Source organism: Streptomyces rubiginosohelvolus, assembly GCF_014649875.1.
Taxonomy (GTDB): domain Bacteria; phylum Actinomycetota; class Actinomycetes; order Streptomycetales; family Streptomycetaceae; genus Streptomyces; species Streptomyces rubiginosohelvolus.
Genome location: NZ_BMTW01000016.1, coordinates 142,817 through 156,227 on the forward strand (window position 1 = coordinate 142,817; position 13,411 = coordinate 156,227).

The following is a 13,411-nucleotide window of genomic DNA, read 5'->3' on the forward strand; positions in this document are numbered from 1 at the left end:
GCGTGCGGGGGAATGCTGCGGGACCACTGGGGGAACAGGTGCGGGCCGGTTATGAGCCACGAGGTTGACGGAGGGCCGTTTCATGGGATGCCGCACGATGTTTCGCGAGCGTGACGAAGAGGGATCGCGTGTTACGGCCGAATGAATCCGGGGTGGCGCGTCCGGTGCGCTGCCTACCATGCAGCGCACGCCGCATACGGTGCGGTTGAAACGCCTGCGGGGCAGTCCTTCGGCCCGGAAAGCACGAAACCGGCCACGGCGACCCTCCGTGTGACCAGGCGATGGGGGAGCCGAGTCGGGGTGTACGGAAGGGGCGCCGCGGCCGGGGCCTCGGGTGCCGGTCAGACCGCTTCGGCGGTCTCCGGCAGCTGTTCGTGGAGCAGCTCGGTGAGCCGGGCGACGTCGGCGACATCGCCGAAGTCCCTGGCAGCGGTGTCGACGGTCTTGCGCAGACGGGTGTTCACCCGCTCGGAGCGGACCTTCTTGGCGATCTTCAGGGCCTGCCCGGCGAGCACGGTGGACTGCTCCGGCTCGCGCTGGAGGAGGTGGACGGTGGCCATGCCGATGAGGTTGAGCGCGTAGGAGCGCTGGTGCTCGTCGTCCTCGCCGAACAGTTCGACGGCCTTCTCCATGACGGGCTCGGAGAGCGAGGCGTAGGTGGGGCTGCGGCCGGCGACATAGGCCAGGTCACGGTAGGAGTGGGCGTTCTCGCCGTTCAGCTCGGCCTCGGAGAAGAAGCGGATCCAGTCGGGCTCGGGCTCGCCGTCGAGTCCGGCGTCCAGGAAGGTGTCCTCGGCCATCCGGACGGCCCGCTTGCACTTGCTGGGCTGGCCCATGTTGGCGTAGGCGCGGGCCTCCATCGCATACAGCATGGCCTGGGTCCGGGAGGTGGCGCAGTCGCGGCTGCCGTACTGCGCGAGGTGGATCAGCTCCAGGGCGTCGTCGGGGCGGCCCAGGTGGATCATCTGGCGGCTCATGCTGGAGAGGATGTAGCTGCCGAGCGGTTTGTCGCCGGCCTCCTTGGCGGCGTGCAGGGCGAGCACGAAGTACTTCTGGGCGGTGGGCTGGAGGCCGACGTCGTAGCTCATCCAGCCCGCCAGCTCGGCCAGTTCGGCGGCGCAGCGGAAGAGCCGCTGGGCGGTGGGGCCGGGCTGGGGCTCCTGGAGCAGGTCGGTGACCTCGTGCAGCTGTCCGACGACGGCCTTGCGGCGCAGTCCGCCGCCGCACTGGGCGTCCCACTGCCGGAACATCGCGGTGGTCGACTCCAGCAGGTCGAGCTCGGGCCGGGAGAGTCTGGAGGGGCGGTGGTCGGCGGCCGGGGCCTCCGGTTCGCCGGCCCCCTGGACGGGGACGGGGACCAGCCAGCGCTGCATCGGCTCGATGAGCGCGGGGCCAGCGGCCAGCGCCAGCGAGCTGCCGAGGAAGCCGCGCCGGGCGAGCATCAGGTCGCTGCGGGAGAACTCACTGAGCAGGGCGACGGTCTGCGGGCCGGCCCAGGGGAGGTCGACCCCGGCCACCGAGGGTGACTGGTGGGCGGTGCGCAGCCCGAGCTGCTCGACGGCGACGACGGCGCCGAAGCGTTCCGAGAACAGCTCGGAGAGGATGCGCGGGATGGGCTCCCGCGGCTGCTCGCCGTCGAGCCAGCGCCGCACCCGGGAGGTGTCGGTGCTGATGTGGGAGGCGCCCATCTGCCGGGCCCGCCGGTTGACCTGGCGTGCCAGCTCGCCCTTGGACCAGCCACTGCGCACGAACCACGAGCCCAACTGCTCGTTGGGACGCTTGCCGGCATCCGTGTCGCCTGCGCCGCTGCCACTCACTGGAACGCCCCCATCCCGCTGAAACCTCATCGCGCGAACCATTATCAGAATGCCGTGCATCGGTGCTGTTCGTACGGGAGTTGGATGCCCTCGAACAGGAAATCGGGTTGCCTGGGGCATACCCGCGGGTGCACATACTCCCAGAGTTCGTGTACCGACGGTAATCCTACGATCACCCCTCCCGCGAGGGGGATTGAAGAAACGCCACCATTCGCCACCCCTTCGAATGAACCCGACTGCCGCTGCGCGCGCTTGACTTGAGGAATCAGAACCGAGGGCGAGCGCACGGAAGCACTCGGGGGCGCGTACACCGTGTCGCACTCCGTTTCGCACCACCGCGCACGCCACTCGATCGAGTAGCAGCGACGGAGGGTTACCCGAGCGACGCGGGTCGTAACCACCGGCGAGCCGTACCCGTTGGAGGGGGCATGGGCTTCACGATCGGCGGCATCCGGGAGATGCGATCCGGTGCGCGGCGACGCCACCGCGGCACCGAGGGCACGGCGGTGGCCGAGTACACAGGACTGTGGGGCTGGGCGGTGGTGCCCGGAGCACGGGCGGAGGCCGGCGCCTGCTCGTGCGGCGACCCGGTGTGCCCCTCCCCCGGCGCCCACCCGCTGGGCTTCGCCGGGGAGGTCCCGGCGGGCACCGGCCTGGACCGCGCGGCGGACGCCTGGGCGCAGACACCGGGCGCCGCGATGCTGCTGCCGGTGGGCCGTTCCTTCGACGTCCTGGACGTCGCGGAGCAGGCCGGCCGACGGGCACTGGTTCGGATGGAGCGGATGGGGCTGCCGCTGGGCCCGGTCACGGTGACGCCGGCCGGGCGGGCGCAGTTCTTCGTCGCCCCCGGGGCCGCCGCCGAGCTGCCCGAGCTGCTCTACCGGATGGGCTGGGACGACGCGGGCCTGGATCTGCGCGCCCTGGGCCCGGGGGCGCACATCACCGCCCCGCCGTCCGACCTCGGCGGCCTCGGCCCGGTCCGCTGGCTGCGGCCCCCGGTGCTGGACACGGCGGCCGCTCCCCCGCAGGCGCGGCTGCTGCTGGGGACCCTGGCGTACGTCTGCCACCGCTCGTAGAAGCCCGGGAAACGGCGGACGGGCGGCAGGCTCCTCCAAGGAGCCGCCGCCCGTCCGCCGTACCGGATCGCGGGGTGGGTCAGTCGCCGATCAGAGCGTCCACGAAGGCGCCCGGCTCGAACGGGGCGAGGTCGTCCGGACCCTCGCCGAGGCCGATCAGCTTCACCGGTACGCCCAGCTCGCGCTGGACCGCAATGACGATGCCGCCCTTGGCGGTGCCGTCGAGCTTGGTGAGGACGATGCCGGTGATGTCCACGACCTCCGCGAACACCCGGGCCTGGACGAGACCGTTCTGCCCGGTGGTGGCGTCCAGGACGAGGAGGATCTCGTCCAGCGGGCCGTGCTTCTCCACGACGCGCTTGACCTTGCCCAGCTCGTCCATGAGCCCGGTCTTGGTGTGCAGCCGGCCCGCGGTGTCGATCAGGACGACGTCCGCGCCCTCGGCGATGCCTTCCTTGACCGCGTCGTAGGCGATCGACGCCGGGTCGCCGCCCTCGGGGCCCCGGACCGTACGGGCCCCGACGCGCTCGCCCCAGGTCTGGAGCTGGTCGGCGGCGGCGGCGCGGAAGGTGTCGGCCGCGCCGAGCACCACGCTGCGGCCGTCGGCGACGAGCACCCGGGCCAGCTTGCCGGTGGTGGTCGTCTTGCCGGTGCCGTTGACGCCGACCACCATGACGACGCCGGGGGTCTCCGCGCCGCCCTCGGTCTTGACCTCGCGGTCGAAGTCCGGGCCGAGCAAGGTGATCAGCTCCTCGCGGAGCAGGGTGCGCAGCTCTTCCGGGGTGCGGGTGCCGAGCACGCGGACGCGCTCGCGGAGCCGCTCGACCAGTTCCTGGGTGGGGGCGACGCCGACGTCGGCGGTGAGGAGGGTGTCCTCGATCTCCTCCCAGGTGTCCTCGTCGAGGTTGTCCCGGGAGAGCAGGGTGAGGAGCCCCTTGCCGAGCGAGTTCTGCGAGCGGGCGAGCCGGGCCCGCAGGCGGACGAGGCGGCCGGCGGTGGGCTCGGGAACCTCCAGCGCGGGGGCCTCGGCGACCGGAGCCTCCTCCTCCACGGGCGCGGTGGCGTCCGGGAGGCCGACTTCGTCGATGGTGCGCCGCGCTTCGTCGCGCGGCGTCTCGGCCTCCTCGCCGACCTGCGGTTCGGCGGGAGGGGTGATGGTCGGCGTGCTCGGCGGCGGGGGCGGCAGCTGCTTCTTCTTGCGGCTGCCGACCACGAGCCCGCCGACCAGGCCGACAGCGACCAGGGCGATGACTACAGCGAGGATGACGATTTCGACGAGTTCCATAACCCGTCCAGTATCGGCCACGGCCGTCCCGGGGGCGCTGCCCCGGCAGCCCCTCGGCGATCCGACGGACCCCCTATGCACCTTTTGGCCGCAATGCGAACGCGCACCCCTACACTTCTGACGCCTCGTCAGGTACGGTGCGGCCGCCCGTCCGCCCGTACAGCCGCCCATCCGTCCGCCCCGGCGAAGGGACACCCCCGATGGCCTTCACAGTGGTCCGGTTCAATCTCGTCGAGCCCGACGCCACCCCCGTATCGCTCTCGGCCCGCTACCGCGCCGCCCTGGAGATGGCGGCGTACGCGGACGAGCACGGCGTCGACACCGTGCAGACCGAGGAGCACCACGGGGTGGCGAACTCCTGGCTGCCCTCCCCGTTCACCTTCGCCGGAGCGGTCTTCGGCGCCACCCGCCGGATCGCGGTGACCGTCTCGGCGATCATCGGGCCGCTGCACGATCCGCTGCGGCTCGCGGAGGACATCGCGGTGCTGGACCTGCTGAGCGCGGGCCGCCTGGTGACGGTGGCGGGGATCGGCTACCGCCCGGAGGAGTACGAGCGGGCCGGGGTCGAGTGGGGCCGGCGCGGCAGGCTCCAGGACGAGCTGCTGGAGACGCTGCTGGCGGCATGGACCGGGGAGCCGTTCCCGTACCGGGGCCGTACGGTACGCGTCACCCCGCGCCCGTACACGCGACCGCACCCGATGCTGCTGGTCGGCGGCAGCTCGCGGGCGGCGGCGCGGCGGGCGGCCCGGCTGGGGCTCCCGCTGTTCCCGAGCGCGCATCTGCCGGAGCTGGAGGCGTACTACCGGGAGCAGTGTGCCGAGCACGGGACGGAGGGCTTCTGCATGATGCCCGCGGAGCGCACCCCGCTGCTGCATGTCTCCGAGGACCCGGAGCGGACGTGGGCGCTGTACGGGGAGCACCTGCTGCACGAGGCGCGGACGTACGCCTCGTGGCAGTCCAAGGACATCCGCTCGGCGGTGCGCTCGGCGGCGACGACGGTGGCGGAGCTGCGCGAGGAGGGGGTGTACCGGATCGTGACGCCGGACGAACTGGCGGGCCTGGAGGCGGATTCGCTGGTGCTGCATCCGCTGTGCGGGGGGATGCCGGTGGAGGAGGGGTGGCGGAGCCTGCGGCTGTTCTGCGGGGCGGTGGCCCGGGAGAGGCCGACGGCCCCGGCTCAAGGGTGAGCCGGGGCCGTCGGTGAAGAGGAGAGGGGCAGCGGGGATGGGCCCGTCTCCTCCCGTGCGGGGGGTCAGCCCATCTCCTCCAGCGTCTTGCCCTTGGTCTCCTTCACGAACTTGAGCACGAAGGGGATCGAGAGGACGGCGAAGCAGGCGTAGATGATGTACGTCCCGGAGAGGTTCCAGTCGGCCAGGCTCGGGAAGCTGGCGGTGATCGCCCAGTTGGCGATCCACTGCGCGAAGACGGCGACACCGAGGGCGGCGGCGCGCAGGCGGTTCGGGAACATCTCGCCCAGGAAGACCCAGACGACGACACCCCACGACAGGGCGAAGAAGAGCACGAAGACGTGGGCGGCGACCAGCGCCGTGGCGCCCTGGGCGGTGGGGAGCTTGCCGTCGACCAGGTCGGCGGAGAAGGCCCAGGCCTCGACGGCGAGCGCGACCGCCATACCGACGGAGCCGACGAGGGCGAGCGGCCTGCGGCCCACCCGGTCGACCAGCACCATCGCGATCACCGTGCCGATGATGTTGATGATCGAGGTGGTGAACGAGTAGAAGAACGAGTCGGTCGGGTCGATGCCGACGGACTGCCACAGCGTCGCCGAGTAGTAGAACGCCACGTTGATGCCGACGAGCTGCTGGAACATCGAGAGGCCGATGCCGACCCAGACGATCGGCAGGAAGAAGAAGCGGTTGCCGAGCAGGTCCTTGAAGGAGGACTTGTGCTCGCTGTGCATGGCGGTCTCGATCTCGGTCACGCGCGCGTCGAGGTCGATCTTGTCGCCCTCGACCTCTTCGAGGATCTTTCGGGCCTCGGCCTTCCGTCCGACCGAGATGAGGAAGCGCGGGGACTCGGGGATGGCGAAGGAGAGGAGCCCGTACAGGATGGCCGGGACGACCATCACGCCGAGCATCCACTGCCAGGCCTCCAGGCCCAGGATCTCGCCGCGCTGGTCGCCGTCGGCGATCTGCAGGACGGCGTAGTTGACCAGCTGGGAGACGGCGATGCCGATGACGATCGCGGCCTGCTGGAAGGAGCCGAGCCGGCCGCGGTAGGCGGGCGGGGAGACCTCGGCGATGTAGGCCGGGCCGATCACGGAGGCCATGCCGATGGCGAAGCCGCCGATGATGCGCCACAGCGCCAGGTCCCAGAGAGCGAACGGCAGTGCGGAGCCGATCGCGCTGGCGGTGAAGAGCACCGAGGCGATCTGCATACAGCGGATGCGGCCGATCCGGTCCGCGATCCGGCCCGCGGTGGCGGCGCCGATCGCACAGCCGATCAGCGCGATGGCGATGACCTGGGCGAGCGTTCCGGAACCGATGTCGTACCGGTCGCGGATCGCCTCGACGGCGCCGTTGATGACGGAGCTGTCGTAGCCGAAGAGGAAGCCGCCCATCGCGGCGGCCGCGGTGATGAAGATGACATGGCCGAGGTGGTCCGGGTGGGCCGCCCTCGCCCCGGACTCGGGTCCGTTCGCTGTGCTGCTGGTCACGTGAACTCCTGATGCCTGGCCGGGGGTCAGACGTGGGGTGTGAGCCTTCCCAGTGGCGCACACCATCCGGCTCGCCACCACTTGAAGACCAAATCAACTTCGCAGAGGTTATGCGTTCAAGAATCGAAGTCAAACAGCGGGTCCGGTGCCGTGTACCCCGGGGTGGGCAAAAGGTGCGTTGAACCTCTGATGATTCGGTAAAGAGTCAGCGCAGCCGCTGGCTGATGACCTTCGAGACCCCGTCGCCCTGCATGGACACGCCGTACAGCGCGTCGGCGACCTCCATCGTCCGCTTCTGGTGGGTGATCACGATCAGCTGCGAGCTCTCCTGGAGCTCCTCCATGATCCGGATCAGGCGCTGGAGGTTCGTGTCGTCGAGCGCGGCCTCGACCTCGTCCATCACGTAGAACGGGCTGGGCCGGGCCTTGAAGATCGAGACCAGCAACGCCACCGCCGTCAGGGACCGCTCGCCGCCCGAGAGCAGGGAGAGCCGCTTCACCTTCTTGCCCGGCGGGCGGGCCTCGACGTCCACGCCGGTGGTGAGCATGTTGTCCGGGTCGGTGAGGATGAGCCGGCCCTCGCCGCCGGGGAAGAGCCGCGAGAAGACGCCCTCGAACTGCCGGGCGGTGTCGTGGTAGGCCTCGGTGAAGACCTGCTCGACCCGCTCGTCGACCTCCTTGATCACCTGGAGCAGATCGGCCCGGGTCTTCTTCAGGTCTTCAAGCTGCTCGGACAGGAACTTGTGCCGTTCCTCCAGCGCCGAGAACTCCTCCAGCGCGAGCGGATTCACCTTCCCGAGTTGCTGGTACGCCCGTTCGGCCGACCGCAGCCGCTTCTCCTGCTCGGGCCGCCGGTACGGCTTCGGCTGGTTGCGCGGGTGCTCCGGATCCTCCGGCAGCTCCTCGCCCTCGGCGGCGGGCGACGGCGGTACGAGCTGGTCGGGGCCGTACTCGGAGACCAGCCCCGCGGGCTCCACGCCCAGCTCCTCCAGGGCCTTCGTCTCCAACTGCTCGATCCGCAGCCGCTTCTCGGCCCCCAGCACCTCGCCCCGGTGGACCGAGTCGGTGAGCTTGTCCAGCTCGCCCTTCAGCTCCCGGCCCCGGTCACGCTCGACGGCCAGCTCCCGCTCCCGCTCCCCCTTCGCCGCCTCGGCCGACGTCCGCTCCTCGTCGGCCCGTACGAGGGACACCTCGACGTGCGCCAGCAGCTGACGGGCGCCCGAGGCGACGGCGGAGGCGACCTCGGCCTCGTACCGCAGCCGGGCCCGGCGCTGTTCGGCACGGGCGCGGGCCTCCCGTTCGGTCCGGGCGGCCCGGTCCAGCGCATCGGCGCGCCCGGCCAGCGCCTTGACCCGCTCCTCGTGCGTACGGGCCTGGAGCCGGGCCTCCATCTCGGTCTGGCGGGCGTTGGCCCCGTCGGCGGCGAGCCGGTCCCGGACGGAGGTGTCGGGCTCCTCCTCGGCCGGCGTCTCCTCGGCGACCAGCAGCCGCTCGGCCAGCTCCTCGGCCTCCTCGGTGGCCCGTTCCAGGGCTTCCTGGGCGCGGGCGGCGGAGGCGGTCATGCGCTCGGCCTCCCCCGCCGCACTCCGGGCCGTCCCGGCGAGCCGCCCGAGCTGCTGGGCGAACCCGGACTTCTCCCGCTCGGCCGCCCGGCGGTGCTCCCCCAGCTCCTCGACGAGCGCGGCCTGCTCGGTGCGCCGCTCCCCCGCCAGGCGCTGGGCCTCGGCCAGCTCCTCGCACCGTACGGCCAGGTCGGCCAGCTCGGCGGCGGCCTCGTCCACGGAGGCCTGCACCTCCAGCAGACTGGGCGCCCCGGCGGACCCGCCGTGCGCGAAGTGGGCGGAGAGCACGTCCCCCTCCCCGGTCACCGCGGTCAGCCCGGGCTGCGCGGCGACCAACTCCTCGGCGTCCTCCAGCGTCGCGACGACCACCATGCCCGTGACGAGGCGGCGGACGGCCCCGACGAGCGCGGCGGGCCCGCGCACGAGATCGGCGACGGCGGGCGGGGCGAGGGCTGTGACCTGTTCTCCCGCACGGCCGTGCGGGAGAGGGACGACGGCAGCCGGGCCGGTAGGCGAAGACGCGGACCCGGGCTGACCGGGAGCGCCACCCTGGCCGGGCAGCACGGCGGGCCCGGAGTGCGGAGCCTCGTCCCGTACGGGCGTCTGCTGGCCGGGTTGTCCGGGTACGGGGGCCTGCCCTCCGGACCGCTCGGGCGGGGGCACCTGCTCACCGGGCCGCCCCGGCACGGCCTCCTGCTCACCGGGTCCCCCCGGTACGGACTCCTGGCCACCCGGCTCTTCCCGACCGGCCGCCGACTCGCCGGACTGCTCCGGTACGTGGTGGGGCCGTGTCTCCGGAGCGCCGCCGGTCACCCCGCCCAGCAGCATCGCCGCGCGCCCCGCGTCCCGTTCGCGCAGGAGCCGGATCGCGGCGGCGGCGGTGGCCGGGTCCGTGACGGCCACCGCGTCCGCCGCCGTGCCGAGGGCGGCCGCGACCGGGATCTCGTACCCGGGCTCGACGGTCAGCAGTTCGGCGGCGGGGCCGAGGAGGCCGGCGAGCCGGTCCCGGGCGCCGAGCAGCGCGCCCGTGCCGTCCTTGCGGCGGAGACCCAGGGCCAGCGCCTCGTGCCGGGCCGCGACCGCCGCCCGCCTGCGCTCGGCGGCGGTGGCTTCGTCGCGGGCGGCGCTGTGGGCGGCCTGGGCCCCGGCCAGGGCCCGCTTGGCCTCCTCGTGGCGGGCGGTCAGCTCCTCGTCGTCCGCGTTCAGGCCCTCGACCTCGGCCTTGAGCTGCTCGTACTCCTCCTGGGCGGCTACCGCGCGCTCCTGGGCCTCGTCACGGGAGGCTGCCAGCCGGTCGATCTCGGCCTGGGCCGAACCGGCCCGGCTGCGGGCCGCGTTGACCTGGCCGTTCAGCCGGGCGAGCCCTTCGCGCCGGTCGGCGATGGCGCGGGCCGCGTCCTTGAGCCGGCGTTCCTCGGCGGCCAGCTCGCGTTCCAGGTCGGCGCGGTGGGCAACGGTGTCCTCCAGCGCGTGTTCGGCCGCCTCCAGGGCCGCCGTCAGCTCCGCCTCCTGCTCGCGGATCCGGGCCGCCTCGCGCTCCAGGTCCTCGGGGTCGCGGCCGCGGCGCTCCTCGGCGGGCGCCTCGGAGGCGCTGCGGACCCGGGCGTCGGCCAGCGAGACCGTGCCGCGGACCCGCTCGGCGAGCTGCGAGAGCTCGTACCAGGTCTGCTGGGCGCGCTGGAGCCGGGGCGCGAGCCGGCGCACCTCGCCCTCCAGCTCGGCCTCGCGGAGGAGGGCCGTCTTCAGCTCGGCCTCGGCTGCGTCCTTGCGCTTCTTCAGCTCCGCCTCGTCGGCGATCTCGTCGCGCAGCGCGTCCCGCAGGGTCACCAGGTCGTCGGCGAGGAGCCGGAGCCGCGCGTCGCGCAGGTCGGCCTGGATGACGGCGGCCCGGCGGGCGACGGCGGCCTGCCGGCCGAGCGGCTTGAGCTGGCGGCGCAGTTCGTCGGTGAGGTCCTGGACCCGGGCCAGGTTGGCGCCCATCGCGTCCAGCTTCCGGAGCGCCTTCTCTTTCCGCTTGCGGTGCTTGAGCACGCCCGCGGCCTCCTCGATGAAGGCCCGGCGGCCCATCGGGTCGGCGTGCAGGACGGAGTCCAACTGGCCCTGCCCGACGATGACGTGCATCTCGCGCCCGATACCGGAGTCGGAGAGGAGTTCCTGGATGTCGAGCAGCCGGCAGGTGTCGCCGTTGATCTGGTATTCGCTGCCGCCATTGCGGAACATGATCCGAGTGATCGTCACTTCGGCGTACTCGATGGGCAATGCGCCGTCGGAATTGTCGATGGTCAGCGATACTTCGGCGCGGCCGAGCGGCGGCCGCCCGGTCGTCCCGGCGAAGATCACGTCTTCCATCTTGCCGCCGCGCAGGGATTTGGCCCCTTGTTCCCCCATGACCCAGGAGAGCGCGTCCACCACATTGGATTTGCCGGATCCATTGGGTCCGACGACACAGGTGATCCCCGGTTCGAACCGCAGGGTGGTGGCGGACGCGAACGATTTGAAACCACGCAGGGTCAGGGCCTTGAGGTGCACGCCGCCGGACTCTACCTTTCGCTCTCGGTTTCGCTGATGAAGGTGCAGGGCACATCAGACGGTAAGCGAAGGGGGGCAGGTCAGGGGGGTGGCCGTCGGGCAAAGAAAAAGGGACGCCGAAGCGTCCCTGTGAATCTTGTTCGACGTCGCTGTGCAGCCTGCGTCGCCGTTCATCCAGCTGTGGCCCGCGCCGTGCATCGTCGAACGACCGGACATCGGCATCCCCGACGGTGCGGGGACCCCGGTGTTCGGGGACGGCGATCCGTGACGCAGGACGGATCAGAGAGATTCCGAGGCTATGGAGCGTGCCCGGCCCGACCGGCCCGAAGGGGCCGTCACGGTCAGGTCAGTGCAGGCTCGCCCTGGGGTACGTCGATGTCGATGCTGTCGAGCAGCGACTCCTGGTGCTGGGCGGCGGCGTTGAGCGCGTCGTTCTCGTCCTGGATCCGGGTGAGCTCGGATTCCAGGTCCTGGACGCGCTGCTGGAGCCGTCGCATCTCGGCGAGGAGTCGCGGATCGGAACCGCCGACGTAACCGAGAAGCGCCTTTGCCATGATGGATGGTCCTCCACAATGAGTGACCGACCGATGCGGTGTGGGTCGTCAGGGGATCGCACCCGCGGTGCTCGGCAGGGCTCTGTCACCACTGCGGTTCTGCTGCTAATCAGCTCTACCGAACAGCTAAGGTGCGCGGGGTTTTCAGCGTCTCACCAAAAAGTTTGACGGTCAACACGATCACACCCTGTGTACCCGGGTGTCCCGGGGGCGCGCGGCCGGACGATCATGCGGCGCGACTCTCCTGCGGGACCCCGAGGGGTGTGCGGATCTTCGTCGATGCCGCAGCCTTGCACGACATCCCGCTTCTGGCAACCATCGGTCCCCGCCGGGTCCCGTCGCAGGTCATTTCGGGTGCGGGGGCCCGAGCGGACGTTCCGGTGACCGTTCGGCGCGCGGCGTTCACGGAGCGGATCGGAAGCACGCGCTCCGGGCGGGATCAGCGGATGGCGAATCCGTCGTATCCACCGCGCGGGGTGTCCCAGATCTCAGTGACTCCGTCCACGCGCCCGGGTGTGTCGCCGGACCGCAGCCAGTCCAGCAGACGGTGGCAATTCTCACGCCGGCCTTCGGCGACGACCTGCACCCTGCCGTCGTCGAGATTGAGGGCGAACCCGATGAGCCCACCGATCTCCAAAGCGTTTGCCCTGGTGAACCAACGGAAGCCTACTTGCTGTACTCGGCCGCGTACCCAGACGACGAGGCGTGCTTCTTCGTTCATGCCCGAACGCTAACCGGCCAATTGCTCAAGAAGCACGCCGCCCCCTTTCACCCATGGGCTACAGTCCCGTCGCAACAGCCTCACTCGATCGGGTGAGTATCGGACGGGTATCGACGGAAAGTCGATCAAGCGACATTCGCTCCGCGTCGATCGCATTCGATCATCAGGGCCGTTCAGCAAACGGGGCAATCGCGTGACGTCGCAGGCGGCGTCCGGAGTATCAGGAAGGCACAGCGCATGGGACGCCACCGACGATCCGCCGCAGGCCCCGCCGCTGAAGAACCCGCGGCCGGGGCCGCTTCCCGGCGCCGGGGCACGCGCCGGAAGAAGTCCGCCGTGCCGATCCGGACCGGGCTCCTCGGCGTCTCGGCGGCTGTGGCCGTCGGAGCGGTGGCCGTCGCCTCGGGTCTGATCCCCGGCAGCGACACGTACACCACCGGCTCCCCCACCGCCTCCGACCAGGTGCGCACCGGCGGCGCTCCGGACCTGCTGACGCAGGGCGGCAGCTCCACCGCGCCGGCCGACCGGTCCTCCTCCCCCGCGAGCCGGGGCAGCGAGCGTCCGGAGGCGCCGAGCACGTCGCCGTCGAAGACGCCGTCCAAGACGCCCTCGCCTTCGAAGACCTCGAAGGCCCCGTCGAAGTCGGCCGCGCCCTCCACGTCGAAGAAGCCGGCCGCCACCCCGTCGAAGAAGTCGAAGGCCCCCACCACGGCCCCGGAGAAGAGCTCCTCCCCGGCGAGCAAGGCTCCGGCACCGACGAAGACCTCCGCCGCCCCGCCACCCAGCAAGAAGCCGAGCCCTTCCCCGACCGACGCCTCCGCACGCAGCGAGGTGCTGGCCCTGGTGAACCAGGAGCGCGCGAAGGTCGGCTGCTCCCCGCTCTCCACCAGCGCCCCGCTGACCTCGCTCGCCCAGAACTTCAGCGAGGACATGGCGGCCCGCGGATTCTTCGACCACACGGACCCGGACGGCGACACCCCCTGGGACCGCGCCGCGCAGGCGGGCGTCCAGGGGCTGGCGGCGGAGAACATCGCCCGCGGCCAGGCGGACGCCCAGGCCGTGATGGAGGGCTGGATGAACAGCGAAGGCCACCGGGCGAACATTCTCAACTGCGACTACAAGACCATCGGCATCGGTGTCCACGAGGGCTCCGGCGGCCCGTGGTGGGTCCAGAACTTCGGCTTCTGACCGACC

At 71.6% G+C, this 13,411-nt stretch carries 10 protein-coding genes; 4 read left to right on the top strand and 6 right to left on the bottom strand.

All coding sequences use genetic code 11. The features are described from left to right. Window positions 1-341: 341 nt before the first annotated feature. On the bottom strand, window positions 342-1,817 hold the full coding sequence (nsdA, locus tag IE134_RS28285) for a transcriptional repressor NsdA (protein ID WP_030715605.1): 1,476 nt from the start codon (window positions 1,815-1,817) through the stop codon (window positions 342-344). Between the two features lie 428 nt (window positions 1,818-2,245). Between nsdA and IE134_RS28290 the strand changes: the two genes are divergently transcribed. After that, window positions 2,246-2,893 (top strand): bifunctional DNA primase/polymerase, encoded by a 648-nt coding sequence (locus IE134_RS28290; RefSeq protein ID WP_030715601.1) that lies wholly within the window; start codon window positions 2,246-2,248, stop codon window positions 2,891-2,893. 79 nt (window positions 2,894-2,972) lie between these two features. Here the strand turns inward: IE134_RS28290 and ftsY are convergent, their stop codons facing one another. Beyond that, window positions 2,973-4,178, bottom strand: coding sequence for a signal recognition particle-docking protein FtsY (gene ftsY / locus IE134_RS28295; protein ID WP_030715598.1), 1,206 nt, complete (start codon window positions 4,176-4,178; stop codon window positions 2,973-2,975). 200 nt (window positions 4,179-4,378) lie between these two features. On the opposite strand from ftsY, the gene IE134_RS28300 reads away from it, so the two are divergent. Beyond that, window positions 4,379-5,365: an LLM class flavin-dependent oxidoreductase gene (locus tag IE134_RS28300; RefSeq protein ID WP_030715588.1), complete on the top strand. Its 987-nt coding sequence runs from the start codon at window positions 4,379-4,381 to the stop codon at window positions 5,363-5,365. A 65-nt stretch (window positions 5,366-5,430) separates the two neighbouring features. Here IE134_RS28300 and IE134_RS28305 read toward each other — a convergent pair whose 3' ends face one another. Both IE134_RS28305 and IE134_RS28310 read right to left on the bottom strand, forming a co-directional pair. After that, window positions 5,431-6,852 carry a sugar porter family MFS transporter gene (locus tag IE134_RS28305; protein WP_030715585.1) on the bottom strand — a complete coding sequence of 474 codons (1,422 nt, stop codon included), beginning with the start codon at window positions 6,850-6,852 and terminating at the stop codon, window positions 5,431-5,433. A gap of 205 nt (window positions 6,853-7,057) precedes the next feature. After that, on the bottom strand, window positions 7,058-10,942 hold the full coding sequence (locus IE134_RS28310; RefSeq protein WP_189432109.1) for an AAA family ATPase: 3,885 nt from the start codon (window positions 10,940-10,942) through the stop codon (window positions 7,058-7,060). A gap of 136 nt (window positions 10,943-11,078) precedes the next feature. Here IE134_RS28310 and IE134_RS34475 point away from each other — a divergent pair, with 136 nt between their 5' ends. Next, a complete protein-coding gene (locus IE134_RS34475) occupies window positions 11,079-11,210 on the top strand; it encodes a hypothetical protein (RefSeq protein WP_257136667.1) in 132 nt (43 codons plus the stop codon). A 73-nt stretch (window positions 11,211-11,283) separates the two neighbouring features. Here IE134_RS34475 and IE134_RS28315 read toward each other — a convergent pair whose 3' ends face one another. Both IE134_RS28315 and IE134_RS28320 read right to left on the bottom strand, forming a co-directional pair. Beyond that, on the bottom strand, window positions 11,284-11,496 hold the full coding sequence (locus IE134_RS28315; RefSeq protein WP_006127885.1) for a hypothetical protein: 213 nt from the start codon (window positions 11,494-11,496) through the stop codon (window positions 11,284-11,286). A 439-nt stretch (window positions 11,497-11,935) separates the two neighbouring features. Continuing rightward, window positions 11,936-12,217, bottom strand: coding sequence for an acylphosphatase (locus IE134_RS28320; protein WP_189432111.1), 282 nt, complete (start codon window positions 12,215-12,217; stop codon window positions 11,936-11,938). A gap of 237 nt (window positions 12,218-12,454) precedes the next feature. Between IE134_RS28320 and IE134_RS28325 the strand changes: the two genes are divergently transcribed. Then, entirely contained in the window at window positions 12,455-13,405 is a 951-nt protein-coding gene (locus IE134_RS28325; protein ID WP_030715574.1) for a CAP domain-containing protein, read from the top strand. The last annotated feature ends 6 nt before the right edge of the window (window positions 13,406-13,411 follow it).